This window comes from Microbacterium ureisolvens (assembly GCF_019511645.1).
Classification (GTDB): domain Bacteria; phylum Actinomycetota; class Actinomycetes; order Actinomycetales; family Microbacteriaceae; genus Microbacterium; species Microbacterium ureisolvens_A.
Genome location: NZ_JAEUAX010000001.1, coordinates 686,303 through 711,077 on the forward strand (window position 1 = coordinate 686,303; position 24,775 = coordinate 711,077).

At 70.4% G+C, this 24,775-nt stretch carries 25 protein-coding genes; 4 read left to right on the plus strand and 21 right to left on the minus strand.

Annotation, left to right across the window (positions count from 1 at the left end; genetic code table 11):
* Nucleotides 1–29: 29 nt before the first annotated feature.
* The 4 genes from rapZ to JNB61_RS03300 form a co-directional block, all read right to left on the minus strand.
* Nucleotides 30–911 carry an RNase adapter RapZ gene (gene rapZ / locus JNB61_RS03285; protein WP_220338714.1) on the minus strand — a complete coding sequence of 294 codons (882 nt, stop codon included), beginning with the start codon at nucleotides 909–911 and terminating at the stop codon, nucleotides 30–32.
* A gap of 61 nt (nucleotides 912–972) precedes the next feature.
* Nucleotides 973–2,901 (minus strand): excinuclease ABC subunit UvrC, encoded by a 1,929-nt coding sequence (gene uvrC, locus JNB61_RS03290; protein WP_159844483.1) that lies wholly within the window; start codon nucleotides 2,899–2,901, stop codon nucleotides 973–975.
* A 4-nt stretch (nucleotides 2,902–2,905) separates the two neighbouring features.
* Nucleotides 2,906–5,854 (minus strand): excinuclease ABC subunit UvrA, encoded by a 2,949-nt coding sequence (uvrA, locus tag JNB61_RS03295; RefSeq protein WP_445299348.1) that lies wholly within the window; start codon nucleotides 5,852–5,854, stop codon nucleotides 2,906–2,908.
* A gap of 103 nt (nucleotides 5,855–5,957) precedes the next feature.
* Complete coding sequence (locus tag JNB61_RS03300) at nucleotides 5,958–6,401, minus strand: MarR family winged helix-turn-helix transcriptional regulator (RefSeq protein WP_308289180.1); 444 nt, start codon at nucleotides 6,399–6,401, stop codon at nucleotides 5,958–5,960.
* A gap of 43 nt (nucleotides 6,402–6,444) precedes the next feature.
* Between JNB61_RS03300 and JNB61_RS19990 the strand changes: the two genes are divergently transcribed.
* Entirely contained in the window at nucleotides 6,445–6,699 is a 255-nt protein-coding gene (locus tag JNB61_RS19990; protein WP_159844487.1) for a hypothetical protein, read from the plus strand.
* Between the two features lie 27 nt (nucleotides 6,700–6,726).
* On the opposite strand, the gene uvrB is transcribed toward JNB61_RS19990, so the two are convergent.
* The 3 genes from uvrB to coaE form a co-directional block, all read right to left on the minus strand.
* Entirely contained in the window at nucleotides 6,727–8,808 is a 2,082-nt protein-coding gene (uvrB, locus tag JNB61_RS03305; RefSeq protein WP_159844489.1) for an excinuclease ABC subunit UvrB, read from the minus strand.
* Between the two features lie 81 nt (nucleotides 8,809–8,889).
* Nucleotides 8,890–9,540 carry a hypothetical protein gene (locus tag JNB61_RS03310; protein WP_220338715.1) on the minus strand — a complete coding sequence of 217 codons (651 nt, stop codon included), beginning with the start codon at nucleotides 9,538–9,540 and terminating at the stop codon, nucleotides 8,890–8,892.
* A gap of 26 nt (nucleotides 9,541–9,566) precedes the next feature.
* Complete coding sequence (gene coaE, locus JNB61_RS03315) at nucleotides 9,567–10,190, minus strand: dephospho-CoA kinase (RefSeq protein WP_220289369.1); 624 nt, start codon at nucleotides 10,188–10,190, stop codon at nucleotides 9,567–9,569.
* Nucleotides 10,191–10,692: 502 nt separating this feature from the next.
* Between coaE and JNB61_RS03320 the strand changes: the two genes are divergently transcribed.
* Nucleotides 10,693–11,436, plus strand: coding sequence for a response regulator transcription factor (locus JNB61_RS03320; protein ID WP_308289179.1), 744 nt, complete (start codon nucleotides 10,693–10,695; stop codon nucleotides 11,434–11,436).
* Nucleotides 11,437–11,466: 30 nt separating this feature from the next.
* Here JNB61_RS03320 and JNB61_RS03325 read toward each other — a convergent pair whose 3' ends face one another.
* The 8 genes from JNB61_RS03325 to JNB61_RS03360 form a co-directional block, all read right to left on the minus strand.
* A complete protein-coding gene (locus JNB61_RS03325) occupies nucleotides 11,467–12,633 on the minus strand; it encodes a hypothetical protein (RefSeq protein WP_220289368.1) in 1,167 nt (388 codons plus the stop codon).
* Nucleotides 12,630–14,303, minus strand: a complete 1,674-nt coding sequence (locus JNB61_RS03330) for a sensor histidine kinase (protein ID WP_220338716.1) — start codon at nucleotides 14,301–14,303, stop codon at nucleotides 12,630–12,632. Before JNB61_RS03330 ends, JNB61_RS03325 begins: the two co-directional genes overlap by 4 nt.
* 98 nt (nucleotides 14,304–14,401) lie before the next feature.
* Nucleotides 14,402–15,088, minus strand: coding sequence for a hypothetical protein (locus tag JNB61_RS03335; protein WP_220338717.1), 687 nt, complete (start codon nucleotides 15,086–15,088; stop codon nucleotides 14,402–14,404).
* Nucleotides 15,089–15,190: 102 nt separating this feature from the next.
* Nucleotides 15,191–15,700 carry a GIY-YIG nuclease family protein gene (locus JNB61_RS03340; RefSeq protein ID WP_308291192.1) on the minus strand — a complete coding sequence of 170 codons (510 nt, stop codon included), beginning with the start codon at nucleotides 15,698–15,700 and terminating at the stop codon, nucleotides 15,191–15,193.
* Between the two features lie 182 nt (nucleotides 15,701–15,882).
* Nucleotides 15,883–17,331, minus strand: a complete 1,449-nt coding sequence (gene rpsA, locus JNB61_RS03345) for a 30S ribosomal protein S1 (RefSeq protein ID WP_159844501.1) — start codon at nucleotides 17,329–17,331, stop codon at nucleotides 15,883–15,885.
* Between the two features lie 272 nt (nucleotides 17,332–17,603).
* Nucleotides 17,604–18,386 (minus strand): PH domain-containing protein, encoded by a 783-nt coding sequence (locus JNB61_RS03350; RefSeq protein WP_220338719.1) that lies wholly within the window; start codon nucleotides 18,384–18,386, stop codon nucleotides 17,604–17,606.
* Nucleotides 18,387–18,393: 7 nt separating this feature from the next.
* Complete coding sequence (locus JNB61_RS03355) at nucleotides 18,394–18,561, minus strand: hypothetical protein (protein WP_181911644.1); 168 nt, start codon at nucleotides 18,559–18,561, stop codon at nucleotides 18,394–18,396.
* Between the two features lie 112 nt (nucleotides 18,562–18,673).
* Nucleotides 18,674–19,723 (minus strand): zinc-dependent alcohol dehydrogenase family protein, encoded by a 1,050-nt coding sequence (locus tag JNB61_RS03360; RefSeq protein ID WP_220289364.1) that lies wholly within the window; start codon nucleotides 19,721–19,723, stop codon nucleotides 18,674–18,676.
* Nucleotides 19,724–19,776: 53 nt separating this feature from the next.
* On the opposite strand from JNB61_RS03360, the gene JNB61_RS03365 reads away from it, so the two are divergent.
* The gene (locus JNB61_RS03365) at nucleotides 19,777–20,070 is read left to right on the plus strand and encodes a DUF503 domain-containing protein (RefSeq protein ID WP_159844508.1); all 294 of its coding nucleotides are present in this window, start codon (nucleotides 19,777–19,779) and stop codon (nucleotides 20,068–20,070) included.
* Between the two features lie 2 nt (nucleotides 20,071–20,072).
* Here the strand turns inward: JNB61_RS03365 and JNB61_RS03370 are convergent, their stop codons facing one another.
* The 6 genes from JNB61_RS03370 to JNB61_RS03395 form a co-directional block, all read right to left on the minus strand.
* Nucleotides 20,073–20,717, minus strand: coding sequence for an SDR family oxidoreductase (locus JNB61_RS03370; protein ID WP_220338720.1), 645 nt, complete (start codon nucleotides 20,715–20,717; stop codon nucleotides 20,073–20,075).
* 53 nt (nucleotides 20,718–20,770) lie between these two features.
* On the minus strand, nucleotides 20,771–20,983 hold the full coding sequence (locus JNB61_RS03375; protein WP_220289362.1) for an SCO4848 family membrane protein: 213 nt from the start codon (nucleotides 20,981–20,983) through the stop codon (nucleotides 20,771–20,773).
* A gap of 53 nt (nucleotides 20,984–21,036) precedes the next feature.
* The gene (locus tag JNB61_RS03380) at nucleotides 21,037–22,131 is read right to left on the minus strand and encodes an NAD(P)-binding domain-containing protein (RefSeq protein WP_220338721.1); all 1,095 of its coding nucleotides are present in this window, start codon (nucleotides 22,129–22,131) and stop codon (nucleotides 21,037–21,039) included.
* A 61-nt stretch (nucleotides 22,132–22,192) separates the two neighbouring features.
* Nucleotides 22,193–22,969, minus strand: a complete 777-nt coding sequence (locus JNB61_RS03385) for an isocitrate lyase/PEP mutase family protein (protein WP_220338722.1) — start codon at nucleotides 22,967–22,969, stop codon at nucleotides 22,193–22,195.
* 39 nt (nucleotides 22,970–23,008) lie between these two features.
* On the minus strand, nucleotides 23,009–23,449 hold the full coding sequence (locus JNB61_RS03390; protein ID WP_220338723.1) for a YchJ family protein: 441 nt from the start codon (nucleotides 23,447–23,449) through the stop codon (nucleotides 23,009–23,011).
* Nucleotide 23,450: 1 nt separating this feature from the next.
* Nucleotides 23,451–23,816, minus strand: a complete 366-nt coding sequence (locus JNB61_RS03395; protein ID WP_159844526.1) for a TraR/DksA family transcriptional regulator — start codon at nucleotides 23,814–23,816, stop codon at nucleotides 23,451–23,453.
* Nucleotides 23,817–24,203: 387 nt separating this feature from the next.
* On the opposite strand from JNB61_RS03395, the gene JNB61_RS03400 reads away from it, so the two are divergent.
* A complete protein-coding gene (locus tag JNB61_RS03400) occupies nucleotides 24,204–24,734 on the plus strand; it encodes a hypothetical protein (protein ID WP_220338724.1) in 531 nt (176 codons plus the stop codon).
* Nucleotides 24,735–24,775 lie beyond the last annotated feature (41 nt).

Sequence of the window (24,775 nt, forward strand, 5' to 3'; positions counted from 1 at the left end):
TACCCGGCCGCTCCGGCCGGGCGACCCGGTCACTCGCGCCCGAGGTCGCGATGCGTGACGCGGACGGCGACGCCGGGTACGCTCGCGAGGCGCTGCGCGAGCTCGCGCACCATCACGACCGAGCGGTGCTTCCCGCCCGTGCAGCCGATGGCGACCACCGAATGGCTCTTGTTCTCGCGCTGGTAGCCCTCGAGCACCGGACGCAGGGCCGCGCTGTACGCGTCGAGGAACTCCTCGGCACCCTGCTGGCCGAGCACGTACTCACGGACCTCCTCGTCCTCCCCCGTGAACGGGCGGAGCCGCTCGTCCCAGAACGGGTTCGGGAGGAAGCGCATATCGGCCACGATGTCGGCGTCCGGCGGAAGACCGTACTTGAATCCGAAACTCTGGAGCGTCAGCGTGTGCCGCGCCGCGCCCTCCTCGCTGAAGAGGTCGGCCACCTTCGTGGCCAGCTGGTGGATGTTGTACGACGACGTGTCGATGATGACGTCGGCGCTCTCGCGAACGGCGGCGAGACGCCCGCGCTCGCGACGGATGCCGTCGAGGATCGTGCCGTCGCCCTGCAGCGGGTGCGGGCGCCGCACCGCCTCGAAGCGGCGGACCAGCACCTCGTCCGAGGCATCCAGGAAGAGCAGCCGGATCTGGCGGCGCTCGCGGAGCGCCCGCATCGCGTCGGGGAGGTCCGAGAAGAGGTCGCGCCCGCGCACGTCGACCACGACGGCAACCCGGGGCAGCACTCCCCCTGCGAGCTCGGTGAGGTCGAGCAGCGGCTTGAGCATCTGCGGGGGGAGGTTGTCGACCACGTACCAGTCGAGATCCTCCAGCGCGTTGGCCGCCGTCGACCGCCCGGCACCCGACATCCCTGTGACGATCAGCACTTCTCCGACGTCCTGACGCGTCGCCTCGCCCATGCCCACCCCCGTCCCGACAAGCCTAGTCATATCTGACGGCCGCTCGTCGGCGCGACCGCCGCTATGGCGCGTCGGCGAGGGCGGGCTCGGCGAGGTGGGTGTGGATGGCCGCCGCGAGCTTCGGCCCGATCCCGGGAAGCTCGGCGATCTCCTCCGGCGTCGCCTTCTTCAGCGCAGACACCGACCCGAAGTGCCGCAGCAGCGCCTTGATGCGGGCGTCGCCCAGGCCGGGTACCTCTGCCAGCACACTCTGGATGTCGCGGCGGCGACGCTTGCGCTGGTGCGTGATCGCGAACCGGTGGGCCTCGTCGCGCAGCCTCTGGAGCAGGTACAGCGCCTCGGAGGTGCGGGGAAGGATGACCGGATACTCCTCTCCCGGAAGCCACACCTCCTCGAGCCGTTTGGCGATGCCGCACAGCGCGATCTCTTCATGCCCGGCGTCGCGCAACGCACGCGCCGCGGCCTCGACCTGGGGCTGACCGCCGTCGACGACCAGGAGCTGGGGTCGGTAGGCGAAGCGCGGGCGGCGCCGCTCGGTCACGACCTCGCCGTCCGCGGTCGGGTCGGGTGCTGCCTCGGGCTCGTTCTCTTCCGGACGATCGAGGTATGCGAGCCGGCGCGTGAGCACCTGGTAGAGCGAGTCTGTGTCGTCGGTGGTCTCGGCGACACCGAACGAGCGGTACTGGTCTTTGCGGGGCAGGCCGTCCTCGAAGACGACCATCGACGCCACGACGTTCGTGCCGCTCAGGTGCGACACGTCGAAGCATTCGATGCGCAGTGGGGCCTCGGACAGATCGAGAGCCTCCTGCAGGTCGGTGAGCGCCTGGCTGCGCGCGACGTAGTCGCTGGTGCGCCGGGTCTTGTGGAGCATCAGCGCCTGCTGTGCGTTCAGGGTCGCGGTGCGCATGAGGTCGGCCTTGCGGCCGCGTTGAGCGACCTGGATGGTCACGGCCTTGCCCCGGCGCCCCCGCAGCCACTCCTCGAGGTCGGCGGCGTCGTCGGGCATCGCCGGCACCAGCACCTGCTTGGGGATGTCGGCGCCCGCGGCGTTGCCGTAAGTGCGCTGCAGCACCTGATCGACGAGCTCGCCGCCGGTGATGTCGAGCTCCTTCTCGATGGTGGTCGCTCGCACACCACGCACGCGGCCGCCGCGGATCACGAAATGCTGCACGGTGGCGGCCAGTTCGTCCTCGGCGATGCCGAAGAGGTCGGCGTCCGTGTCGGCCGCGAGCACGAGCGCGCTGCGGTTCAGCACGGCGTCGATCGACTGCAGCCGGTCGCGGTAGACGGCGGCCGCCTCGTAGTCCATCGCGGCCGAGGCCGCGCGCATGCGCGCGGTGAGCTCCCTCGTGAAGCGCTGATCGCCGCCCGACATGAACGCGATGAAGTCGTCGACGATCGCCCGGTGCTCCTCGATCGTGACCTTCATCGAGCATGGCCCGCCGCAGCGCCCGATCTGCCCGGGGAAGCACGGCCTCCCGGTCGCCATCGCCTTCTTGTACGACGAATCGCTGCAGGTGCGGATCGGGAACACCTTGATCATCAGATCGATCGTGTCGTGCACGGCCCACACCTTCGGGTACGGGCCGAAGTACTTCGCTCCGGGGATGCGGCGATTGCGGGTCACGATGACGCGCGGCGCCTCGTCGGCGAGCGTGATCGCCATGAAGGGGTACGACTTGTCGTCCTTGTAGCGGACGTTGAACGGCGGATCGAACTCCTTGATCCACTGGTACTCGAGCTGCAGCGAGTCCACGTCGGTCGCGACGACCGTCCATTCCACCGATGCCGCGGTCGTGACCATGCGCCGCGTGCGCTCGTGGAGCGTGTGCAGCGGCGCGAAGTAATTCGACAGGCGCGCACGGAGGTTCTTCGCCTTGCCGACGTACAGCACGCGTCCGTCGCGATCGCGGAACCGGTAGACCCCCGGGTTCGTGGGGATCTCCCCCGGCTTCGGCTTGTACGGGACGGTGGGAGCGGAGCGCGCCATGCGCTCAGCCGGCCTTGCGGGCCTCGACGAGCTCGGTGACCGCGTGCGTGGGGGCGCGCAGCCCGAGGACCTCGGCGAGGAATGCGCCGGTGTGGCTGTCTTCCACGCGCGCGACCTGCTCCGGCGTGCCCGTCGCGATGACCTGGCCGCCGCCCGACCCGCCCTCGGGACCGAGGTCGATCACCCAGTCCGAGGACTTGATGACGTCGAGGTTGTGCTCGATGACGATCACGGTGTTGCCCTTGTCGACCAGGCCGTTGAGCACCTCGAGGAGCTTCCGGACGTCCTCGAAGTGCAGACCCGTCGTCGGCTCGTCGAGCACGTAGATCGAGCGGCCGTTGGTACGCCGCTGCAGCTCGGTCGCGAGCTTCACGCGCTGCGCCTCACCGCCCGACAGCGTCGTGGCCGACTGACCGAGTCGCACGTAGCCGAGTCCGACGTCCACCAGCGTCTTCAGGTAGCGGTGGATGGCCTGGATCGGCTCGAAGAACTCCGCCGCCTCGGCGATCGGCATCTCGAGCACTTCGGCGATGTTCTTGCCCTTGTAGTGCACCGCCAGGGTGTCGCGGTTGTACCGCTTGCCGTGGCACACCTCGCAGTCGACGTACACGTCGGGGAGGAAGTTCATCTCGATCTTGATCGTGCCGTCGCCCGAGCATGCCTCGCAGCGGCCGCCCTTCACGTTGAAGCTGAACCGCCCCGGCTGGTAGCCGCGCACCTTCGCCTCGGGCGTCTCGCTGAAGAGCGTGCGGATGCGGTCGAACACGCCGGTGTACGTCGCCGGGTTCGACCTCGGCGTGCGGCCGATCGGCGCCTGGTCGACGTGCACGACCTTGTCGAGGTTGTCGAGTCCGGTCACGCGCGTGTGCTTGCCGGCGACCCGGCGGGCGCCGTTGAGGCGCGTGGCGAGCACCTGATACAGGATGCCGTTGACCAGCGAGGACTTGCCCGAGCCGCTGACCCCGGTGACCGAGGTGAGCACCCCGAGCGGGAAGTCCACCGTCACGTTCTTGAGGTTGTTCTCGCGGGCGCCGACGACGGTCACCTGGCGCTTGCGGTCGATCTTGCGGCGCTTCTTCGGCGTGGGGATCGAGCGTCGGCCGGACAGGTAGTCGCCGGTGATGGAGTCGGGGTCGGCGAGGAGTTCGCCGATCGGGCCGGAGTGCACGACCTCACCGCCGTTGACGCCGGCACCCGGGCCGATGTCGACGACCCAGTCCGCGGCGTGGATCGTCTCCTCGTCGTGCTCGACGACGATGAGAGTGTTGCCGAGGTCGCGCAGGGCCACGAGGGTCTCGATGAGACGGCGGTTGTCGCGCTGGTGCAGGCCGATGGACGGCTCGTCGAGGACATACAGCACACCGGTCAGGCCGGAGCCGATCTGGGTCGCGAGCCGGATGCGCTGCGCTTCGCCGCCCGACAGCGTCGCCGCGGCGCGGCTGAGGCTCAGGTAGTCGAGGCCGACGCGGATGAGGAAGTCGAGGCGAAGGCGGATCTCCCGCAGCACCGCGGCGGCGATCGTCGCCTCCCGCTCGGTGAGCGTCAGCTTCGCGAAGTACTCGCGAGCCTCGCCGAGGCTCAGGCGCGAGGCGTCCGCGATGGAATGCCCGTGCACCTGCACGGCCAGCACCTCGGGCTTGAGGCGGGCGCCGTCGCATACCGGGCACGGCACCTCCCGCAGGTACTCCGCCCAGCGCTGGCGCTGCGTGTCGGACTCGGCCTGCGTGTACTGGCGCTCGATGTAGGGCACGACGCCCTCGAAGCCCGACGAGTAGCGCATCTCGCGGCCGTAGCGGTTCTTCCACCGCACCGTGACCTTGTAGTTCTCGCCACGCAGCACCGCCTCGCGGACCTCGGACGGGAGCCTCTTCCACGGCGTGTCGAGCGAGAAGGCGAGGTCGTTGGCGAGTCCTTCGAGCAGGCGCTCGTAGTACTGGAAGAGCCCCTTGCCCTGCGTCGTCCAGGGGATGAGGACGCCGTCGCGGATCGAGAGGTCCTCGTCGCCGAGCATGAGCTCGACGTCCACCGACATGCGCGTGCCGAGACCCGAGCACGCGGGGCACGCGCCGAAGGGCGCGTTGAACGAGAACGTGCGCGGCTCGATCTCGGTCAGCTGCAGCGGGTGGCCGTTCGGACACGCGAGCTTCTCGGAGAACGACTGCCACGCGGCATCGCCCTCTTCGTCGACGAAGTTGACCTGCACCACGCCGCCCGCGAGCGAGAGAGCGGTCTCGACCGAGTCGGTCACGCGGTCCAGGATGCCGGGTGCCGCGACGAGGCGGTCCACCACGACGGCGATGTCGTGCTTGTAGCTCTTCTTGAGCGTCGGCGGCTCGGCGAGCTGGATCAGCTCGCCATCGACGATCGCACGGGCGTAGCCCTTCGCGCCGAGCTCCTTGAAGAGGTCGACGAACTCGCCCTTCTTCTGCGTGACGACGGGGGCGACGATCTGGTACCGCGTGCGCTCGGGCAGCTCCATGAGCTGGTCGGCGATCTGCTGCACGGTCTGGCGCTGGATCACCTCGCCGCACTCAGGACAGTGCGGGATGCCGATGCGAGCCCACAGCAGACGCATGTAGTCGTGGATCTCGGTGATGGTGCCGACCGTCGAGCGCGGGTTGCGGTTGGTCGACTTCTGGTCGATGGACACGGCGGGGCTCAGCCCCTCGATGAAGTCGACGTCGGGGCGGTCGACCTGTCCGAGGAACTGCCGGGCGTAGGCGCTCAGCGACTCGACGTACCGACGCTGACCCTCCGCGAAGATGGTGTCGAACGCGAGGCTCGACTTGCCCGAGCCCGACAGGCCCGTGAACACGACGAGCGAATCGCGCGGGATGTCGAGGTCGACGTCCTTGAGGTTGTGCACGCGGGCACCGCGGACGCTGAGCTTTCCGCTGGTAGCGCCGACGGAGTTTCCGGTCAGAGCAGCATTGTTCTCCGCTTTTGGCGGCAGGGCGACAGGGACGATGGGCACCCGACAAGTCTAGGTGGGGGTTCCGACACGCGGGCTGGGAGCAGTCGCCGTGGGCGAAGGACCGCGCGGGCGACCGGCGCGGTCAGCGGGCGCCGGCGAAGGGCTGCAGTGCGTCGCGGAGCGCCAGCAGCGCAGCGGCATCCGTTCCCACGCTCGCCATGACCTTGCCCGGCACCTCGAGCGCCTGCACGCGCAGGCGCGCACCCGCCTCGGTCAGTCGGACGTCCAGCACCCGCTCGTCGTCGTCGCGGCGGGTCCGGGTGACGAGCCCCTGCGCCTCGAGGCGCTTCACCAGCGGCGACAGCGTCGCAGGCTCCAGGGCGAGCTCTGCGGCCAGCTCGCGCAGCGAACGGGGCGACCGCTCCCACAGCGCGAGCATCACCAGGTACTGCGGATGCGTCAGGCCGAGCGGCTCGAGGATCGGCCGGTACAGTCCGACGACGTTGCGCGCCGCGGTCACGAGCGCGAAGCAGACCTGATTGTCCAGCTTGAGCAGGTCGTCGGGACCGAGTTCGGCATTCGTCACGCGAAGATCCTATCGCGCGCTAATCGTTAGTACTCTAATGAACATGCCAGACACGGATTCATCCACCCCGGACCGTCGTCCGCTCCGAGAGCGCGTGCGCGACGCAGGCGGTTGGTACGCGTTCCTCAACTCCCACTTGATCCGCGTCGCCGGTCCCGCCGCCGTCGGGCCCTATGAGACGACTCCCCCGCCGAGCCAGGCGGAACGGGCGGAGCGTGCATGCCCGCTCTGCGGCGCACCGATCTCGCAGCACACGTTCGACCGCTCCGGGCCGAAACCCCTCATGCACTGCCCGTGAGCGCACGCCCGCGGCAGCCTCCAGGGGTCAGGCGTGACCCGCGCGTTCCATGGCGCGCAGCTCTTTCTTGAGGTCCTGCACCTCGTCGCGCAGGCGCGCTGCGAGCTCGAACTTCAGCTCCCCGGCCGCCGCGAGCATCTGCTGGCTGAGATCGGCGATGGTGGCCTCGAGCTGCTCCGCGCCCTCCGCCGCGATTCCCTCACGGCGCAGCTGCGGCGTCGGGCTCTTGCCGACACCGGACTTGGTCTTCGCAGCCGCCTTGCCCCGAAGCATCCGATCGGTGTCGGATGCCTCGCGCGCGAGCACCTCGGTGATGTCGGCGATGCGCTTGCGCAGCGCCTGGGGCTCGATGCCGTTGGCGGTGTTGTACGCGATCTGCTTCTCGCGACGCCGGTCGGTCTCTTCGATCGCCTTGGCCATCGAGTCGGTCACGGTGTCGGCGTACATGTGGACCTGTCCCGATACGTTTCGTGCCGCGCGACCGATCGTCTGGATGAGCGAGGTGCCGCTGCGGAGGAAACCCTCCTTGTCGGCGTCGAGGATCGACACCAGGGAGACCTCGGGCAGGTCGAGCCCCTCCCGGAGCAGGTTGATGCCCACGAGCACGTCGTAGACGCCGGCTCGCAGCTCGCTGAGCAGCTCGACGCGGCGCAGCGTGTCGACGTCGGAGTGCAGATAGCGCACGCGCACGCCGTGCTCGCCGAGGAAGTCGGTGAGCTCTTCGGCCATCTTTTTCGTGAGGGTCGTCACGAGCACGCGCTCGTCGCGCTCCACGCGGATGCGGATCTCCTCCAGCAGGTCGTCGATCTGCCCCTTCGACGGCTTCACGACGATCTCGGGGTCGACGAGACCGGTCGGGCGGATGATCTGCTCGACCACGCCGTCGGCGATGCCCATCTCGTACCGGCCGGGTGTCGCCGACAGGTAGACCGTCTGGCCGACGCGGTCCTTGAACTCATCCCACCGGAGCGGCCGGTTGTCGAGCGCGCTCGGCAGCCGGAACCCGTGCTCGACGAGGGTGCGCTTGCGGGAGGCATCCCCCTCGTACATCGCCCCGATCTGCGGGACCGTGACGTGGGACTCGTCGATCACCATCAGGAAGTCGTCGGGGAAGAAGTCGAGCAGCGTGTGCGGGGGCTCGCCGGGCGCCCGCCCGTCCATATGACGCGAGTAGTTCTCGATGCCCGAGCAGAACCCGAGCTGCTGCAGCATCTCGAGGTCGAACGTCGTGCGCATGCGAAGGCGCTGCGCCTCGAGCAGCTTGTTCTGCGACTCGAGTTCTTTCAGCCGGTCGGCGAGCTCGTCCTCGATCGTGCCGATCGCGCGCTGCACCGTCTCGGTGCCGGCGACGTAGTGGGACGCGGGGAAGATCGGCACGCTGTCGAGCCGCTGCACCACGTCGCCGGTGAGCGGGTGGAGCATGAACAGCGCCTCGATCTCGTCGCCGAACATCTCGATGCGGATCGCGTACTCCTCGTAGACCGGGATGATCTCGATGGTGTCCCCGCGCACGCGGAAGTTGCCACGGGAGAAGTCGACGTCGTTGCGGTTGTACTGCATCGCGATGAACTTGCGGATGAGCGCGTCGCGGTCGTAGACCTCTCCCACCTGCAGCGCCACCATCGCCCGCAGGTACTCGTCGGGCGCACCCAGACCGTAGATGCACGAGACGGTGCTGACGACGACGACATCGCGGCGGCTGAGCAGCGAGTTCGTCGTCGAGTGGCGCAGCCGCTCGACCTCGGCGTTGATCGACGAGTCCTTCTCGATGAACGTATCGGTCTGCGGGACGTACGCCTCGGGCTGGTAGTAGTCGTAATAGCTGACGAAGTACTCCACCGCGTTGTGCGGCATGAGCTCACGGAACTCGTTCGCCAACTGCGCCGCCAGAGTCTTGTTGTGAGCGAGCACGAGGGTGGGACGCTGCACGGCCTCGACGAGCCAGGCCGTCGTGGCCGACTTGCCGGTACCGGTCGCGCCGAGCAGCACGACGTCGGTCTCGCCGGCGTTGATGCGCGCCGCCAGCTCGGCGATCGCCTGCGGCTGGTCGCCCGACGGCGCGAATTCGCTCACGACCTCGAACGGCCGCACGGATCGAGTGGTCTGCACCAATCCAGCGTAGGCGCGGCCCCCGACATCGGGGCGGCGTTCGCGATGAGCGGATGCCGCGGGCCGCCGCTCGCGCGCGGTTCAGCCGCCGAAGCCCCCGCCGTCGAAACCGCCGAAGCCTCCGGCGTCGAAGCCGCCACCGAAGCCCCCGTCGAAGCCGCCGCCGTCGAACCCGCTCCCGGCGCCGCCGTCGAATCCTGCTGAACCGGGGTCGTATGTCTCGCCGATCCAGGCGGGGCCGTCGCCGAGCTGCAGGGATCCCGCGCCGACCGTGAAGTACGCGGCCACCGAGCTCGACAGCAGGAACTGGTTCGCCACGATCGACATCACGCCCGCGCTCATCAGCATCGAGCGCGCATCCACGCCGTCGCGCGGGTCGCGGTCGTCGACGCCGACCGCCGTGCGCGCGGGTTCCGTCGCCGTCGGGGTCGCCGAATCCGCCTCCGCGGCGCGGCGAGCCTTGTGCTCCTCGGCGCGGCGGACCAGCCGGGCGATCACGGTCGGATCCTCGGCGGCTGCGTCGCGCTCCGAGTCGGCGAGGAACGGGCGCAGCTGCTCGAACATCTCCCGCCGGCGCTGCGGCGGGACGTCCGCGAACGCCGAGGCGTGCGCGCTCTCGATCACCGATGCGGGCAGGGTGTTGAGGAGGTAGACGTAGCGCGCGATGCGCTCCTCCTCCGTCGCCGCCCCGTACGGCGTCTTGCGCCGGCGGAACCTCGAGAACACGGCCATGAGGTACCTCCTCGCTCGTCTCCAGGTTACGTTCGCGCGGCCCGCCGCGCGACGTGCTCGTCGAGCGTTCCCCAGAGCTCGTCGACCTGGCGCTCGGTGCTCTCGAGCGTGCCGGCGGTGTCGATGACGACGTCGGCGATCCGCAGGCGGGATTCGTCGGGCACCTGCGACGCGAGGCGGGCCGCGGCATCCGCCCGGGTCATGCCGCGCAGCTCGACGAGACGCCGGAGACGGACCTCCTCGGGCGCGTGCGCCACGATGACGAGCTGCCACGGGTCGTCGACGCGTGCCTCGACGAGCAGCGGAACGTCGTAGACGACCACCGCGCCGGGGTCCTGCGCGAAAGCCTCCTCGAACCGGCGCGCCGACTCGGCACGGACGGCCGGGTGCACGATCCTGTTGAGCTGCGCGATCGCCGCGTCGTCGCCGAACACCCGGCTGCCGAGCGCGGCGCGGTCGAGGGAGCCGTCGGGACGCAGCATCCGCTCCCCGAAGGTCTCGGCGATCGCGGCCAGCACGGGCGAACCCGGCTGCTGCACTTCGCGGACCAGCTGATCGGCGTCGACGACGACGGCGCCATGCTCGGCGAGGCGGCGGGCGATCGTGGACTTTCCCGAGGCGATGCCTCCGGTGAGGGCGACGAGCGGCATGGTTCGAGCATGCCACGCCGCGCCCGGCCGGCGCGTCGCCGACGCCTGCAAGCCTTGCGCGGTTCCTGAGGCGGGCCTGAGCGGGCGTTGAGGCACCGGAGGTAGCCTCGGGGCACCCGAAGGACAGATCACCCGTGTAGCACTGGGGAGGGCGGGAGATGAACGCCGGACGCGACATCGTGGCGACCGGCGCGACACCGCCCCGCTGCACCAGCCGGATCGTCCTGGGGTACGGGCGGGCCGCCCGCGTGGGGACGACGGCGGCCGCAGTCCGTGCACGGAGGACGCGCGCAGGGCGGGATGTGGGGAAGACTCCCGCCCTCCGCGCGGCCCGCCGGACCGGCGGGGTGGCGGACGCGCGCGAGCAGAGCTCCACGGCCGGTCCCGCATGCGGTCGCCTGTCGTGATCGACGGCCTGGCGCACCCGTTCCGCCGCGCGTTCTGGGATATCATGACCGACGTCCAGGGTCCGTCGACAGCACGGGACCCGGAGGGTGCATCGGTGGAAGAAGCGCGCGTCGCGGTGGTGATCGAGGACGAGGAAGACATCCGTTCTCTCCTGTCGACCGTGCTCGCCCAGGCGGGCTTCGAGGTGCACGGCGCGGCCAACGGCGCGGACGGCGTCGAGCTGGTGCGCGAGCACCGGCCGCTGGTGACCACGCTCGACGTCAACATGCCCGGCATGGACGGCTTCGAGACCGCTAAGCGCATCCGCGCGATCAGCTCGACGTACATCGTGATGCTCAGCGCCCGCACCGAGGAGATCGATGCGCTGCAGGGTCTCGAGGCGGGGGCCGACGATTACGTCGCCAAGCCCTTCCGGCCCCGGGAGCTGCGTGCCCGCATCGACGCCATGCTGCGCCGCCCGCGGCACGTGGCGCCGGCCGACCCCGATGCGGTCGGCGAGAACGGGTCGCCCGACGGCGTCTGGCTCGAGCACCACGGACTGCGCCTCAATGCCTCGACCCACCTCGTCACGGTCGACGACCATCACGTCGAGCTGACGCGCAGCGAGTTCGACATCCTCGCCGACCTGCTCGTGGCGGGCCGGCGGGTCCGCGCGAAGTCGGATCTCGCCCTCATGCTGCGCGGCGACCAGTACGCGGTCAGCGACTTCGTCTCCGACAGCGACGCACGTGCGATCGAGGTGCACATGGCGAACCTCCGGCGCAAGCTCGGCGAGTCGCCCGCGCAGCCGCGGTGGATCGAGACCGTGCGCGGCGTCGGTTACCGCCTCACCGCCTGACGCACGCTCCGCGAGGGCGGACGGATGCCGCTAATCGCCCTCGTCGACGAGCACCGACGTCTCGACGTTCGCCGCCGCGCGGCTCGCGGCCTCGCGGGCGACGCGCATGAGCTCAGCCGGCTCGTACCCCGCCGTCTCGCTCAGCGCCACGCCGACACCGACGACCGGGATCACTCCCCCGCCGACCTTGCCGAGGTCGTCGAAGAGGCCGCGATAGATCGCGCCCGCCTGCCTCCGCGCCTCCGGCGAGGAGGCGACCGCGAGTGCGATCAGGAGGCCGGTGTGCCCGTCCTGACCCACGACGGCGTTCGTCGGCGCGTGATGGCGTACCCCCGTCCGCCAGGTCGCGGCCACCGCTCCGGCGACGTCGCTGCCGAATGCGGTCGAGATCTGGTCGAGGTCGTCCAGGCGGACGGCGGTGACCGCGATCGGCTCATAACGCCGCTCGGCGCGTCGGCACAAGCCCTCGAGCACGGCGAAGAACGACGCGTCGCTCAGGATGCCCTGCTCTTCGTCCACGGCCCGGGCCTCGCGCAGATAACCGCGCATCGGCGCCCGGCTCGCCCGCAGCACCGACGTCACGACGACGGCAACGATCGTCAGAGTCACGGTGAGATAGCTCGTGCTGATCGTCCCGAACGCGGTCTGGAAGAGCGCGCTGTCAGGGCCGGAGGTCACGAAGGCCGTCGTGCGGGACACGTAGTACAGCGACTGGAATCCGAGCACCGCCCCCAGCACCCACGCCGTCCGCGACTCCCGCATGTCGCCGCGAAGGCATTCCACGGCGCCCGCTCCGGCGAAGGCGACCAGCGGCACGAACATCCACAGCGCGCCGGCCCAGTCGCCGCCGCTCTCGCGGTCGACGGCGACCGCGAGAGCCGCCATCGCCACGGCACCGGCGACGAGAACGGACGACCAGCGCATGTCGCGCCGGTTGAAGCGGCGGCATCCCAGCCACATGCATCCGGTGCCCGCGACGAACGCCGCGTTGCCCACGGCGATCGCCCACCAGGCGCCGTCCGACTGCGACCAGATCGTGTACGCGAGGGTGGTGAGCATCGCAGCGAGGAAAGCGATCGACCAGATCCGCCCTGCGCCTTCGTCCCGTCGCAGCAGGGTCTCGAGGATGAACAGCACACCGCTGACGTTCACGACGAGCGCGGTCATGATGAGCACGCTCGGCAGGTCGAGGGTCATCCTTCTTCTCCTTCCGGGCCGTTCGCGGGCAGCTTCACGATGAAGGTCGAGCCGACGCCGGGCGCGCTGTGCAGTGCGAGCTCGCCGCCGTGGGCGCGCACGATGTCGCGGGTGATCGCGAGGCCCAGGCCGGTGCCCGACCGGCGTTCGCCGCCCGCCTTGTAGTACCGCTGGAAGAGGCGCGAGCGGTCGGCGTCGGAGATGCCGACGCCGGTGTCGCGCACCAGGATCCAGCTCGACGTGCCGTCGGTGGTGGTGCCGACGAACACGGTGCCGCCGTCCTTGTTGTATGCGATGGCGTTTGACACGAGGTTGTCGACCACCTGCCGCAGCCGCAGCGGGTCTGCCCACGCGGTGGCCGGCTCCAGGCCCGTCTCGTCGATGATGATCGCACGGGCGGCGGCTCGCGGGAGGGCGTCGGCGGTCGCGGCGCGCACGAGGTCGCGCGCGTCGAGGAGCTGGGGAGCGAGGGATGCCTCGACCGACGACGGCGACGAGCTCGACGCCGCGAGGATGTCGGCGACGATCCGCAGCAGGCGCTCGGCGTTGCGCTCGGCGACGTCGAGGCTCGCCCGCACCGCGTCGGGGGTGTCGGGATCCTCGATGGCGAGGTCGAGGTACCCCAGGATCGACGTGAGCGGGGTGCGCAGCTCGTGCGACACCGAGGCGACCAGGTCGTCGCGGGCGCGGAGGGCGTTGAGCTCTGTCGTCACGTCGCGCGAGACGACCACCGCCCCGGCGTCGCCGCCGTCGGAGTCGGTGAGACGTCGCGCAGTGATCGTCAACGCCCGGCGTGGCCCGGGTTCGGGGCCGAACCACACCACCTGATCGTCGAACGCCTCGCCGCGTCGCGCACGTTCGAGCGGAAGCTCGTCGGGAGGAAGCGGCGAGGTGCCGTCGTCGCGGAAAGCCGGCACCTGAGTGCCATCGTGGTCGGATTCGAATCCCTGCAGGAGCCTGCCGTGGGCCTCGTTGGTGACCGCGACGCGGCCGCTCGCGCCCATGCGCACGACGCCGAAGTCGACGGCATCCAGCACCTCCGTGACAACCTGCTCCTGACGTCTCGTGCGCGCGAGCACGCTCGCGAGCAGCTGCGATTGCTTCGCCAGCAGCATGCGCTGGGCATCGGAGCGCCGGGCGTTGAGGTGGCTGGTGACCGCGACGGCGATGATCACGAGCGGCAGCAGGAACGTCCGGTACGTGACCTCGGTGGCGCTGAGCGCGGTGAGGACGCTCACGATGCCGGCGATCGCGACGATCACGCCGAACAGGCCGAGCAGCCCGAATCCGCCGGCGAGCCAGGTCGCGGGGAAGATCCAGAGGAGTCCGAGCACCGTGTCGGGCGCCGCGATCTGCATAAGGGTGATGGCGACGATGTCGATCGCGGGCACGATCGCGACCCATCCGTACGGCAGGCTGTTCCACGGCACGACGAGCGTGACGGCCGTCACGGCGATGACGAGGACCACGCCCAGGAAGAAGAGGACCGGCTCACCGCCGAACGGTCCGACGGCCACGAGCACGCCGAGCACGAACACGACCGCGGCCAGCAGCAGCTGGTTGAGCGTCGCGGTGCGACCGCGCGTGCGATCGGCGCCGTCCGGCATGGCTCCGGTCATGCGCGAGCGCGCCGCGGGCGTGCCCGGCTCGCCCCGTTTCGCGGCGGTCATACCGCGACGGTAACGGATGCCGCGGCCCCGCGCTCGAACGGCGCGCTCAGCGCCCCCGCCGGCCGGCGAGCGGCGGGCTCCGCTGCGGGCCTCGCGGGTCAGAACCCGAAGTCGCCGAAGTCCCCGAACCCGCCCATGTCGCCTGCCGCGGCGTCACCGCCCCAGCCCGAGCCCGGGTCGCCGCCCCAGCCGGCCCCCGAGTCAGCGCCGGCGTCTGCGGCACCGGTCTCGCCGGAGCCGCCGGCGTCCGCACCGCCGGTCTCGCCGGACCCGCCGTCGGCGGCGGAGCCGTCCTCGTAGCCCTGGTCGTACGCGAGCCCGGGCGCGAGGAACGAGCTCACGAGTGCCGAGCCGATGACGTAGCCGACCACGGTGCCGAGGATCGACGACCCGAGCATCGAGCCGAACGAGGGACCTTGGCGCTGAGGGCCCAGCGTGCGCTCCATGAACCCGGGGTTGGTGTACTCGGCGCGGGTCGCGGCGCGGGCCATGGCCTGCGGATCGGTCGAGCGCGGCTGCTCCTGCGGAGGGAGCCCCGCCGAGAGCTCGGCGAGAACCTGCTGCCGCTGGGGCTCGGTGAGCTTCGCGAACGCTTCGGCGTGGACCTGCTCGATGGTCTCGGGGGGTGCGGTCTTCAGCAGGTACCGGTAGCGCTCGATCGCGATCTCGTCCTCGCTCCGGGGTGGCTGCATACCCGGCGCCTGGGCACCGGAGCGGTACTGCGGGACGGGCGGCGCCTGGCGCGCGTCATCCGCGCCTCCGAACAGTCGGTCGAGGAATCCCATGTGCTGCTCCGTCGTCTGCGTGGGCGGGTGGATCCTCAAACTAAGCCTGTTTCCTCGGAAGCTGCTGGAGGATCCGGGACCGTTCTCCCACAGCGTACGGACTCATCCGCGCGCCGCGAGCGCCTCACTCAGCCAGCGCGCGTGGAGTTCCCACGGGTCATCGACGCCGGCGGCCAGCGCGGCGATATGGGCGGAGAGTGCGTCGGAGCGGCGGAACCACTCGGTGCCGCCGAAGCGGTCCGCGGCGAACTGCGCGTGGCGGCGCTGTTCGAGCGCGCGCCCGCCGCGTTCGAACGCCAGCAGCTCGTCGTGCCAGATGGCCCCGAAGCGCTGCCGCGGGTTCGCGCTCGTGCCGATCTTCACGCGGTCGTCGTAGCGCAGGTAGTACACCACCTCCACGCGAGGCGGCGCGATGTCGTCATCGGGCAGGTCGCCGTAGCGCCACTCGCACACGCCGCACAGCCAGCCGGAGGGGTAGCGCACACCCAGCCGCGAGCCGCACAGCAGGCACGGCGACGGCAGCGCGTCGGCGACCCCGTAATGGGCGTACGCCCACTCCCCCGCGGCGGCGAGATGCGCCTCGCACAGCGCGACCGGAGCGTCCGCAGGCACGGGACCGCGGCATCCGTCATCATCCACGAGACAACGCGCGGCGGGAGGATTAACTGGCACACGGCGACGGTACCGCCGACCTCCGACGTGCCGGGATGCGCGAAAGGCCGCCACCCCGCCGAAGCGGTGGTGGCGGCCTTTCGAACCAGACGGTTCAGCGAACCGGGCGGCTCAGCTCAGGATCAGCGACCCGAGAGCTTCTCGCGGAGAGCCGCGAGGGCCTCATCGTCAGCCAGCGTGCCCGCGGGGCCGCTGTCGGACGAGTACGAGGACGCGCCGGTCTCGACGGGAGCCGCGGCCTCGGCCTCGAGGGCCTTGATGACGGCAGCCTTGTGGGCCTCCCAGCGAGCGTGGGCGGCGGCGTACTCCTGCTCCCACTTCTCGCGCTGCTCGTCGAAGCCTTCCTTCCACTGGTTGGTCTCCGGGTCGAAGCCCTCGGGGTACTTGTACTCCCCGTTCTCGTCGTACTCGGTGACCATGCCGTAGAGGGCCGGGTCGAATTCGGTGCCGTAGGGGTCGACCGACTCGTTCGCCTGTTTGAGCGAGAGCGAGATGCGGCGACGCTCCAGGTCGATGTCGATGATCTTGACGAAGACCTCTTCGCCGACCGACACAACCTGCTCGGCGAGCTCGACGTGCTTGCCCGACAGCTCCGAGATGTGCACGAGGCCCTCGATGCCGTCCGCGACGCGAACGAACGCACCGAACGGAACGAGCTTGGTGACCTTGCCCGGCGCGACCTGACCGATCGCGTGCGTGCGGGCGAAGACCTGCCACGGGTCCTCCTGCGTCGCCTTGAGCGACAGCGAGACGCGCTCGCGGTCGAGGTCCACCTCGAGGATCTCGACGGTGACCTCCTGGCCGACCTCGACGACCTCGGATGCGTGCTCGATGTGCTTCCACGAGAGCTCCGAGACGTGGACGAGACCGTCGACGCCACCGAGGTCGACGAACGCACCGAAGTTGACGATCGACGAGACCGTGCCCTTGCGGACCTGGCCCTTGTGGAGGTTGTTGAGGAACGTCGTGCGCGACTCGGACTGCGTCTGCTCGAGCAGGGCGCGGCGCGAGAGCACGACGTTGTTGCGGTTCTTGTCGAGCTCGAGGATCTTCGCCTCGATCTCCTGGCCGAGGTAGGGCGTGAGGTCGCGGACGCGGCGGAGCTCGATGAGCGAAGCGGGGAGGAAGCCACGCAGGCCGATGTCGACGATCAGGCCACCCTTGACGACCTCGATCACGGAGCCGGTGACGACACCGTCGTTCTCCTTGATCTTCTCGACGTCGCCCCACGCGCGCTCGTACTGTGCGCGCTTCTTGGAGAGGATGAGGCGGCCTTCCTTGTCCTCCTTCTGGAGAACGAGGGCTTCGACCTCGTCGCCGACCTTGACGACCTCGTTGGGGTCGACGTCGTGCTTGATGGAAAGCTCACGCGAGGGGATGACGCCCTCGGTCTTGTAACCGACGTCGAGGAGCACCTCGTCGCGGTCGATCTTCACCACGGTGCCCTCGATGAGGTCGCCGTCGTTGAAGAACTTCAGAGTCTTCTCGACCGCGGCCAGGAAGTCCTCGGCAGATCCGATGTCGTTGATCGCGACCTGCTTGGTGGCCGGGGCGGTCGTTGCGGTAGTCATGTAGTGGGTTGTCCTTGTTGGGGTTGGGGTGTCGGGCCCCGGCTTTCAGCGGCTTCCTCCCGCGCGATCGCGAGCGGATTCCTCGACCGAGGCGAAGCGGATTTTCTTGCGATGTCACTCGGGTCCTTGCGGATCCGGTCACCGGCGCGAACCGGCACCGAGGCGTGGCGCAACAGCCACACGAGTGACGCTCCAGGGTATCAGAACGACCAGGTCGCCCGCGATGTTCCCGATCGCCCCGAGATGCCCGGCCCCGCAGCATCCGTTCCGGATCAGCGGGGAAGGTCGATGGGCGCGGTGCTCGTCCGGTCGGGGTCGAACGGGGCGGGTGACGCCGACTCTCCGCGCAGCTGCGCCAGCCGCTCGTCCTCGCGCCGCTGCGCGTCGGCGAGCCAGTCCCATCCCGACGACGTGGAACCGCGCCCCACGTCGGGAACCGGAGCGGTGGCGTTGCGGTCGTCCGAGACGGGGACGACGGTGACGGATGCTGCGGGCACGGGCTGGGGCGGCACCGAAGGCGCGAAGGGAGCCCCGGCGAACGGGTCCGCCCCCGTCCGCCCGGCCGCGCCCCGCAGGCCGGCCTGCTGGATGACGCGCTGGATGGTGAGTCCACGCCGATCGGGATCTCCCACATAGCGGATCTCGCGGAGGCCCTGCTCCTGGGCGGCCGACTCGAACACGAAGTGCCCGTACCCGAAGATGCGGCCGACGAGGGGTTTGTAGACCGAGATGTCGAGGATGCGCGCGAGCGGCATGGTCGCGATGCGCTGCGAAAGGATGCCGTGGACGCGGAAGACGCGCATGTTGGTGATGACGAAGCGGTCGGTGTGCTGTTCGAAGACCCGCCAGATCGCGTGCAGGGTCACGGCGGCGCCGAGGAGCGCCGGCACCCACCAGGCCTGTGCCGGCACGAAGAAGGTGAGAAGGAGGACGACGATGCCGCCGAACAGCTCGAGCACAGCTGAGACCGTGGCGGCCCAGTGCTTGCGGACCTCGTCGACGACGTGCTCTCCCTGATCCGAGATCAGGTGCTTCTCGATCCGCGGATCGAACATCGCGGTCCTAGCCCTGGACGAGCGCCGTGAAGAAGTCGACGACGGCGACCCCGGCGCCCCACACGGCACCCACGGCGCCCTGCACGGCGTTCGCCGCGTCCTGCGGCCGGGTGATGAGGTAGAACGCCGCGAACGCGATGATGAGCACCACGACGATGCGCTTGACGAGCTTCACGGTCCGGGTTCCCTTCGACTTCCTGCTGTTCTACCGCACGAAGACCCTGTCACGCGCAGGCTCGCGGCGCGTCGCGATGAGCGGAGCAGGTTCGGCGTGGTGCGCGGCGCGGTCAGGGCCGCAGCAGCACCTTCGTCGCGCGACGCTCGTCCATCGCGGCGTACGCCTCGGCAGCGTCCGCGAGCGGCAGCTCGAGGTCGAACACGCGACCGGGCTGGATCGCGCCTGAGCGGACGTCGGGCAGGAGCTCCTCGATGTAGCCGCGCACCGGCGCGACGCCGCCGTTCACGCCGACGTTGCGGTTGAACATCTGGCGCACCGGCAGCTCGGGTCCGCCGTTGGGCACGCCCACGTAGCCGACCATGCCGCCGGGACGCGTCGAGCGCAGCGCCTGGTCCATCGACTCCTTCGTCCCGACGCATTCGAGCACGCGGTCCGCTCCGATGCCGCCGGTGAGCGCGCGCACCGCATCGACGCCGGCGTCGCCGCGCTCCTCGACGACGTGGGTGGCACCGAACTCCCGTGCGAGCGCCTGACGCTGCGGGTGACGCGACATCGCGATGATCGTGGTGGCTCCGAGGCGCTTCGCCGCGATGATGGCGCACAGACCGACCGCACCGTCGCCGACGACGGCCACGGAATCGCCCGGGGCCACGCCCGCGGACACGGCGGCGTGGTGGCCGGTGCCCATGACGTCGCTGAGGGTGAGCAGGCCCGGGATCTCGGCGTCGGCGACCGGTCCCGGGACGACCGCGAGGGTCCCGTCGGCGAGCGGCACGCGCACACGCTCTCCCTGGCCGCCGTCGGCGAAGCCGCCGAAACGGTCGTCGGCGCCCCACCACCCGCCGGTCAGGCACGACGTGCTCACGCCGTTGCGGCAGTTCGCGCAGGTGCCGTCGCACACGTAGAACGGCGCGATCACGAAGTCGCCGGGGCGCACGACCTCGACCGCGTCGCCGACCTCCTCCACCACGCCGACGAACTCGTGACCGATCCGGTGCGGTTCGTGCGTGGGCGTGACCCCTCGGTAGGGCCAGAGGTCGGAGCCGCACACGCAGGCGGCGACGACGCGCACGATCGCGTCGGCGCCGGTGGACAGCACGGGATCGGGGACGTTCTCGACGCGGATGTCGCGGGCGGCATGGATGACGGTGGCGAGCATGACACGAGCCTACGGCGGCCGACGCCTGTGGCGGCCGCTGGCACGATGGACCCATGTGGATCGGCTGGATCGAGTTCGACCTGCTGCTCGGCGACGTCCGCTCGCTTAAGGAGAAGCGCAGCGTGCTGCGGCCGCTCGTCGCCGAGCTGAGCCGGCGCACGGAGGCGGCCGCCGCGGAGGTCGGCGAGCACGACCTGCACCGCCGTGCGAGGATCGGCGTCTCGATCGTGGCGTCGGGGTCGTCGCACGTGCGGGATGTGCTCGACCGCGCCGAGCGCCTGGTCGCCGATCACCCCGAGGTCACGCTCCTGTCCGCGCGCCGCGGCCTGCACTCCAGCGACGACTGAGTTCAGCCGGCGATCGCGTGGCCGATGACCTCGTCGCCGGCACCGAACCGGATCGTCCGACCGATCGTGGTGTCATCCGCGATGGTGGCCGCGATCACCGCGGCCACATCGGCCCGGGACACGGCGCCGCCGCCGCTTGGGTCGATCGCGATCCGACCGGTCGGCGGATCGGACGTGAGCGTCCCCGGCGCGAGGATCGTCCAGTCCAGTGCGCTCGCGGCCAGGTGCGCGTCGGCGGCCCATTTCGCGTCGGCGTACGGGAAGAACGAGGCATCGGACGCGATGCCGTGTTCCGCGCGCGAGCCCACCCACGACACCATCACGTAGCGCATCACGTCGGCAGCCAGAGCGGCCTGCATCGATCGGATCGCCGCATCGCGATCAACCGCGTACGTGCGTGCCGGGTTGCCACCGCCGGCACCGGCGGACCACACCACGACGTCGTTGCCGGCGACGATGTTCGTGAGCTGGTCGATGTCGAGCGCCTCGACATCGGCGACGAGCGGCTGCGCGCCCGTCGCTGCGACCTCCGCCTCGTGGGCGGTGTTGCGGATCACCGCGGTCACGGTGTGCCCCTGCGCCACGAGCAGCGGCTCGAGCAGCAGCGCGACCCTGCCGTGGCCGCCGAAGATCAGGATGCGGGCCATGGGTCCCCCTTCGTCGTGCGCTCCACGCTACGCCGCGGCCGCCGCATCCCGCATCACACCACGAGTGCCGCGATTCCCGCGATGACGGATGCTGCAGCGAGGGTCAGGGCGATGCCGATGAGCACCGCGTGCACGATGAGGAACCGGGTCGCCTTGCCCTGGGCGTCGTGTGCGCGGGAGTCCTTCGCGACCCGGCGGTAGAACGTCGGCCAGACGAGGACGTTGAATGCGGCGTTCAGGAACAGCAGTACGGCGAGCAGCGTCACACGTTCGAGCCTAGGTGCCGCTCCCGCGAACGCCGACGCGCGCCGCGGAGTCGTCAGGCCGCGACCGCGACCGGGTCGGCGACGAGCGCTCGGACGGCGTCGCGGCCGGCGCGGTTCGCGCCGACGGTCGACTGCGACGGCCCGTAGCCGATGAGGAACAGGCGCGGCTCGTCGATCGAGCGCCCGTTCTCGACGCGGAATCCGCCGTCGGGCGTGCGCAGGCGCAGCGGCGCGAGATGGTCGAGCGCGGGCCTGAAGCCCGTGGCCCACAGAATCACGTCGGCGCGCTCGAACGTGCCGTCGGGCATGCGGACGCCGTCCTCCTCGATCGAGGCGAACATCGGATGCCGCACCAGCACGCCGCGCGCCTCGGCGGCTCGAGCCCACGGCGTCCAGTGCATGCCGGTCACCGAGATGACGCTGCCCGGCGCCAGACCCCGCCGCACGCGGTCTTCGACACCGGCGATGGCTGCCACGCGCGCCGGGATGTCGAAGTCCTCGTCGACCCATTCCGGCTCGCGCCGGGTCACCCAGAAGGTGTCGGCGACGTGCGAGATCTCGTCGAGCAGCTGCACCGCCGACACGCCGGCGCCGACGATGACGACGCGCTTGCCGCGGAACTCGTCAGCTGAGACGTAGCCGCCCACGTGCAGCTGCCGCCCGCGGAAGCGCTCCTGCCCGGGGTAGCGCGGCCAGAACGGGCGCGTCCACGTACCGGTGGCGTTGATCACGAAGCGCGCAGCCCACGTGCCGCGGTCGGTCTCGACCAGGAGCCGGCCGCCGGGATCGTCGTCGGCGCGGCGCACCGCTTTCACGTGAACGGGTCGCAGCACGTCGAGCGCGTACCGCTCCTCGTAGTCGGCGAAGTACGCGGGAAGGATGTCGCGGCTCGCCGCGGCCGGATCCGCCGGCGGTACCGCGAACCCGGGGAGCTCATGGATGCCGTTCACCGTGGCCATGCGCAGAGACGCCCAGCGGTGCTGCCACGCGCCCCCGGGCTCCGCATTCGCATCGACCACGAGGAACGTCTGATCCGCCGCGCTCGCGCGCGGCAACGGGACGAAGCCGCGCCGCTGCAGGTGATACGCGGCCGAGAGCCCTGCCTGGCCGGCACCGATCACGACGACGTCGACGGGTGCTGGCTCCATGCCCGGCACAACGACGATCGGCCCGCGAGGATTCCCGCGGGCCGATCGGACGAGGTGGGCGTCAGTTCAGCGCGCGCGTTGAGGCCGGGATGACGCCGTCGGCGTAGAGGTCGGCGGCGAGATCCTGCAGCGCGGTCAGCGCGACGCGCTGCGTCATCGGGCCGTAGGAGATGCGGGCGACGCCGAGCGCCTCGTACTCCCCGGCCGACAGCGCGCCCGGCACGCCGATGACGCTGATCTTGCGCTCGCCGATCCCTTCGACCAGCTGCCGCGCGATGTCGGCGTTCAGGATGCCGGGAACGAACACGAGGTCGGCGCCGGCGGCGAGGTAGGCGCGACCGCGCTCGATCGCGTCGGCGACGGACTCCTCGACAGGGCGCTTGCCGGCGCGGACGAATGCATCGGTGCGCGCGTTGAGGACGAAGGGCACGCCCTCCGCTTCTCCGGCCGCGATGATCGCTTCGACATTGGCCACGGCCTCGTCGAGCGGCACGAGGCGGTCTTCGACGTTGGCGCCGACGACGCCTTTGCCGATCGCGCGGCGCACGGTCTCGCCCGGGTCGCCGTAGCCGGCGTCGAGGTCGGTGCTCACCGGCAGGTCGCCTACGGCCTCGACGATCCGGCCGACCATGTCGAGCATCGTCTCGAGCGGGACCTGCCCGTCGGGATAGCCGAAGGTCGCGGCGATCGAGTGGCCGGCCGTCGCGATGGCGCGGGTCTCGGGGAGGGCGGCGATGGTGCGGGCCGACACGGCGTCCCACACGTTCACGACGCGCAGGATCTCGGGAGCGGCGTGCAGTCGGGCGAGGGTCTGTGCTTTCTCTGCCTGAGTGGTCATGCCTGCCACGCTATCGGCGTCCGCAGGCGTGTGGACCGGTCAGCTCGGATCGAGCCGACCGTCGAGGTACCACCACCGTCCGCTCTGCCGCACGAAGCGGCTGCGCTCGTGCAGCACGCCCCGATCTCGGCCGTGGCGCCAGGCGGCGCGGAACTCGACGACGCCCCGGGTATCGTTCTCGCCTCCGCTGTCGACGTCGGCGATCTCGAGCCCCGTCCATCTCTGATCGGGGTCGAGGGTGAGCTCGTCGGGGCGGGTGCCCGGGTGCCACGTCGCGTTCAGGTAGGCTGAGTCGCCGACGACGAACGCCGTGTAGCGCGAGCGCATCAGGCGTTCGGCGGTGGACGCGGGCGTTCCATTCAGCGCCGTGGCGCAGCATCCGTCGAAGCGATCGCCGCTGCCGCACGGGCAGGGATCCGCGTCGGCGACGCGAGGAAAGCCGTCGGAGGCGGGACGGGATGCCGCGGCGCCGGACGACACGTCAGGCGCCGGCCTTCTCGGCGCACGACACGCAGCGGGTCGCGAACGGCCGCACGCGAAGCCGCGCGATCGGGATGCCTCGACCACAGTCGACGCAGACGCCGTAGGTGCCGGCCTCCCAGCGCTTGACGGCCTCGTCGATCTCCGCCATCTCGCGGCGGGCGGCCTCTTCGAGGGCCACTGCGCGCGACCACTCCCCCGACAGCGTCACGCCTTCGGGGTCGTGCTCGTCGTCGGCGACGTCGGAGCCGCGATCCGCGCGGAGCTCCTCGAGCGTCTCGTCCATCGCGGCGATGCGCAACGAGGCCGCGTCGTGCAGTTCGTCCAGGAGTGCTCGCAGCTCGGTCCGGCTCGCCGCTGAGGTCATCGCATGAGACTACGCCCGGATGCCGCATCCCGGCCGCAACCGTGCCGGACCACCCCGAGACGTCCACGGTGAGCTTCCCCAGCCAGTGCACGGCGAGCGCGGGGTGTTCCCGTGGTCAGGCGATAGGGATCTCCCAGGTCGGGCTGGAAGCGTGGCGTCATCGCGGCGAAGGGGAATCCCCGGTCCCCCTCCGCGAGACCCCTGCAGGCGATGCGTCGCACGGGACCGCCCCTCGTGCCCGACTTCCGGAGGGCACGAGGGGCGGTCTCATCGACCCGCCCGGAGCCGGCGATCTGCGATTCCCCCCGACGCGATCGCCGGCTTCTCCGCCCTGAACGCTGTGGATAACTCCGTCGGGGCCGGAACGTCTGCGGCTAGCGTGGGGGCGTGAGGACTCGGGTGACAGCGGCGGCGCTCAGCGGACTGCTCGCGCTCGCGCTCGCCGGATGCACCACCCCGGAGCCGGAGCCGACCCCGACATCGGCGTTCTCGAGCGAGGACGAGGCGTTCGCGGCGGCTGAGGAGACGTACCGGGCCTACGTGGATGCGCTGAACCAGGTGGATCTGAGCGACCCGGAGACCTTCGAGGCGGTGTACAGCTGGACGACGGCAGACGCAAGCGCAGGCGAACGCCGTTCTCTGTCGACCATGCATGCGGATGGTTGGACTGTCACCGGGCAGACCGTGGTGCAATCTGTCGAGCTCGAAAGCATCGAGACGGAACCCGGAGCCGTTCGGATCGCGGTGTGCTCTGATGTCAGCGCAGTCGACGTGATCGACGAGAGTGGGAGCTCAGTCGTTGCCGCAGACCGTCCACCAATCCAGTCGAGCAGCGTAACCCTCACGAGCGCTACCCACTCGCCAACGGGGTTATTGATCTCGGCGATCGAGGGTGGAGGTCACGAGTGTGGGCAATAGTCACTGCGACAGTACTTGTCTCAGCATCGCTCGCGGTACCC